This is a genomic window from Stenotrophomonas sp. S49 (genome assembly GCF_016624905.1).
Taxonomy (GTDB): Bacteria; Pseudomonadota; Gammaproteobacteria; order Xanthomonadales; family Xanthomonadaceae; genus Stenotrophomonas.
In genome coordinates, this window is record NZ_JACVUD010000156.1 from 1 (window position 1) to 4364 (window position 4364).

3 protein-coding genes are annotated in these 4364 nt (G+C 69.6%); 2 read left to right on the forward strand and 1 reads right to left on the reverse strand.

Going from position 1 to position 4364, the window contains the following annotated elements; all coding sequences use genetic code 11:
- Positions 1–76: 76 nt before the first annotated feature.
- A complete protein-coding gene (locus tag IAE58_RS19670) occupies positions 77–616 on the reverse strand; it encodes an adenine phosphoribosyltransferase (protein WP_108752856.1) in 540 nt (179 codons plus the stop codon).
- A 300-nt stretch (positions 617–916) separates the two neighbouring features.
- Between IAE58_RS19670 and IAE58_RS19675 the strand changes: the two genes are divergently transcribed.
- Both IAE58_RS19675 and IAE58_RS19680 read left to right on the forward strand, forming a co-directional pair.
- Positions 917–3340, forward strand: coding sequence for a membrane-bound PQQ-dependent dehydrogenase, glucose/quinate/shikimate family (locus tag IAE58_RS19675; protein WP_199933245.1), 2424 nt, complete (start codon positions 917–919; stop codon positions 3338–3340).
- Between the two features lie 101 nt (positions 3341–3441).
- Positions 3442–4296 (forward strand): IclR family transcriptional regulator C-terminal domain-containing protein, encoded by an 855-nt coding sequence (locus IAE58_RS19680; protein WP_199933246.1) that lies wholly within the window; start codon positions 3442–3444, stop codon positions 4294–4296.
- Positions 4297–4364 lie beyond the last annotated feature (68 nt).

The following is a 4364-nucleotide window of genomic DNA, read 5'->3' on the forward strand; positions in this document are numbered from 1 at the left end:
GGGGGGGGGGGGGGGGGGGGGGGGGGGGGGGGGGGGGGGGGGGCGGGGGGCCCCCCCCCCCCCCCCGGCGACACAATCAGAACACCAGCTCGGTGTGCAGCGGCAGATCAGCTTCCCAGCGGCCACGGCCACCCAGGCCGTCCAGTTCCACCAGCACGCCGGCGCCGACCACGTCCACGCCCAGGCGGCGCACCAGCGACAGCGCGGCGACCAGGGTGCCGCCGGTGGCCAGCACGTCATCGATGATGGCCACGCGCGCACCGGCGTGCAGCGCATCGGCGTGCACCTCAATGCAGTCGCTGCGATATTCCAGCGTGTATTCCTCGCGCAGCACCTTGCCCGGCAGCTTGCCCGGCTTGCGCACCGGCACGAAGCCCACGCCCAGTTCCAGCGCCATGGCCGCGCCCAGGATGAAACCGCGCGATTCGATACCGACCACCGCATCCAGCTTCTGGTCACGCCAACGATCGGCCATGGCCGTGATCGCGCCGCGGAAGTCTTCGCCGTGCGCGAGCAGCGGCATGATGTCCTTGAACAGGATGCCGGGCTTGGGGAAATCAGCGATATCGCGCAGGCGCGAGGCCCAGGCGGGGACGGCCACGGTGGCGTCGGTCATTGCAGCTACCAGCTTGTATGGCGGCATAGGGTAACCGGTTCGCCTGAACGCTGCCCGTTCCCGGCATGGGCGCGCCGCAACGTTCCATTCGTGGCCTGCCCAATGTCACGCCAAAATCGCACACACGTGCGATAATCGCCCTAACCGGCCATTCACTCCGCCTGCGCCATAAGCAGGTCACTGCCTGCCCGCCCGCTGGACGGCCCGCAGCCAGGGATGCCGAACGGTCCCCGCCACGCCTGGCGCGCGCGGGCCTTCCCCCACGGCCGTGGGGGTTTTTCGATACGAGGTTCATGCAACGTGGACGAGACGACGAAAGTTCCGGCCCTGTGCCGGGTGCTGCTGGTCCTGCTCGGCATTCTGGTGGCACTGTTCGGCCTGGCCCTGCTGGTCGGCGGTGTACGCCTGGCCCTGCTGGGAGGTAGTTGGTATTTCCTGCTGATGGGTCTGGCATCGGCGCTGGCCGGTGCCCTGCTGCTGGCGCGCCGCCCGGCCGGTGCGCTGCTGTACGGCGCCGCCTTCGTGGCCACCGTGGTGTGGGCACTGGTCGATGCCGGCTGGAATTTCTGGCCGCTGGTCTCGCGCCTGGTGATGCCGGCGGTGCTGGCCCTGCTGGTGGCGTTGGCCTGGCCGCTGCTGCGGCGCAGCCGTGGCGCAGCGGCCGGCCGCGGTGCCTACGGCGTTGCCGCCGTGCTGCTGGTGGGCCTGCTGGCCACCGCGGTGTCTGCCTTCCAGCCGCGCCCGGTCGTGTCCGCCGCAGGCGATGTGCCGCCGGTAGTGCCGGTGGCCAAGGGCAGCGAGCAGCGTGACTGGATGCATTGGGGCAACACCACCGCCGGCACCCGCTTCGCCGCGCTGGACCAGATCACCCCCGACAACGTGCAGCAGCTGCAGGTGGCCTGGACCGCGCGCACCGGCGATGTACCGGAAAGCAACGGCTTCGGCGCCGAAGACCAGAACACCCCGCTGCAGATCGGCGACACCCTGTACCTGTGCACCCCGCACAACCAGGTGATCGCCATCGATGCAGATTCGGGCACGCAGCGCTGGGCCTTCGATCCCAAGGCCACTGCACCGAACTGGCAGCGCTGCCGCGGCCTGGGCTACTTCGACAGCAGCACCGCCGTCGCCGCGCCCGCCGCTGCGGTCGAGCCGTCCGCACCGGCCCCCAATGTCGCCGCTGCCACAGGCACGCCGGCGATCTGCGAAAAGCGCATCCTGATGACCTCCATCGATGCCCGCCTGTTCGCGCTGGATGCCAGGACCGGCGCGCTCTGCCCGGATTTCGGCAGCAACGGCGTGGTCGACCTGAAGGTGGGCATGGGCGAGATCAAGCCCGGCTTCTACACCCTGACCGCCGCACCGCTGGTGGCCGGTGACCTGATCGTGGTCGGCGGCCGCGTGGCCGACAACATTGAAGTGGGCGAACCGTCCGGCGTGGTGCGTGCGTACAACGTGCGCACCGGCGCGCTGGCCTGGGTCTGGGATCTGTCCAAGGAAACCCCGGACGTGCCGCTGGATCCGTCGATCCACTACACCCGCGCCACGCCGAACGTGTGGACCTCGATGGCCTACGATCCGCAGCTGGGCCTGGTCTACCTGCCCACCGGCAACACCACGCCGGACCAGTGGGCCGGCGAGCGCACCCCGCAGGACGACAAGTACAGCTCGGCCGTGGTCGCGCTGGACGTGGCCACCGGCAAGGAGCGCTGGGTCTACCAGACCGTGCGCCATGACCTGTGGGATTACGACCTGCCCGCGCAGCCGACCCTGACCGATGTGCCCGACGGCAAGGGCGGCACGCTGCCGGCCCTGCTGCAGATCACCAAGGCCGGCCAGATCTTCATGCTGAACCGCCAGACCGGCCAGCCGATCACTGAAGTGCGCGAAATTCCCGCACCGCAGGGCAACGCCCAGGGCGAGCGCTACGCTGCCACCCAGCCGCTGTCGGTGGGCCTGCCGCAGATCGGCGCGCAGACGCTGACCGAATCGGACATGTGGGGCGCCACGCCGATCGACCAGATGCTGTGCCGCATCCAGTTCAAGCAGTTCCGCTACGACGGCATGTACACCCCGCCGGGCGAAGACCTGGCCCTGCAGTGGCCCGGTTCGCTGGGCGGCATGAACTGGGGCAGCGCCTCGGTCGACCCGACCACCGGCTACCTGTTCGTGAACGACATGCGCCTGGGCCTGTGGACCAAGCTGATTCCGCGTGCGCAGATGACCAGCGGCGATGGTGGCGTGGAAATGGGCGCCGCTTCGCAGACCGGCACGCCGTATGGCTCGCTGCGCGACCGCTTCCTGTCCAAGCTGGGCATTCCCTGCCAGCAGCCGCCGTTCGGCACGATGTCGGCCATCAACCTGGCCACCCACAAGCTGGTCTGGCAGGTGCCGGTGGGCACGGTGCAGGACACCGGGCCGATGGGCATCAAGATGCACCTGCCCATCCCGATCGGCATGCCGACGCTGGGCGGCTCGCTGGCTACGCAGTCGGGCCTGCTGTTCTTCGCCGGCACCCAGGATTACTACCTGCGCGCCTATGACAGCCGCAGCGGCAAGGAGGTCTGGAAGGCCCGCATGCCGGTGGGCAGCCAGGGCACGCCGATGACCTATGTCTCGCCGAAGACCGGCCGCCAGTACGTGGTGATTTCCGCCGGTGGCGCGCGCCAGTCGCCGGACCGCGGCGATTACGTGATCGCCTACGCGTTGCCGCAGAGCAAGTGAACCGTGCCCACGCCGTGGCCCATCGTGGTCACGGCGTGCGGGTACCGATCCTGCGGCCCAGCGCTTACCATGCAGGGCTTACGTAGATGAAACCGGTTGCCATGCCTGCTGTTCCTCCCAGCCGCCGCCCCAAGCGTTCCACGGCCCCGCCACAGGAGCGCGGGCTGGCCCATGAGTTGATGCAGCAGATCCAGGGCAACCAGGGCGATCCGGATTTCATGACCTCGCTCGGCCGCGGCCTGGCCGTGCTGAGCGTGTTTTCGCAGCATCCGCGCGAAGTGACCATGTCACAGATCAGCAGCGACACCGGCATCTCGCGTGCGGCGGTGCGCCGCGTGCTGTATACGCTGGAAAAGCTGGGCTATGTGGGCGAACAGGGCCGCGGCTATGTGCTGCTGCCGCGCGTGCTGGGGCTGGGCGGCGCCTACGTGGCGTCTTCGTCGATGACCGCCGCCGCGCAACCGGTGCTGGATGCACTGCGCGACGACGTGCACGAATCATGTTCGCTGGGCGTGCTCGATGGCGACGACATCCTGTACATCGCGCGTGCCGAGACCGTGCGCATCATGTCCATTGGCCTGCGCGCGGGCAGCCGCCTGCCGGCGTACTGCACCTCGATGGGCCGGGTCCTGCTGGCGGCCCTGCCGCGCGACACGCTGGAAGGCTATCTGGAACGCACGCCCCTGCGCCCGCGCACCGAGCGCACGATCACCCGCATGGATGATTTCCTGGAAACGCTGGAGAAGGTCCGCCGCGAAGGCGTTTCACTGGTGGACCAGGAGCTGGAGATCGGCCTGCGTTCGATCGCCGTGCCGGTGCGTTCGCGCAGTGGCGAGGTGATCGCCGCGTTGAACATCGGCACCCAGGCCGGCCGCGTGAACCTGGGCGTGATGCAGTCGCAGCTGCTGCCGCGCCTGCGCGAAGCCGCGCAGCAGCTGGGGTCATTGCTGCATTGATGCTTGTTCGCCGGGGCGGGGGCCCCGCCCCCCGGGGCCCCGGGGGGGGGGGCCCGGCGGGGGGCCCG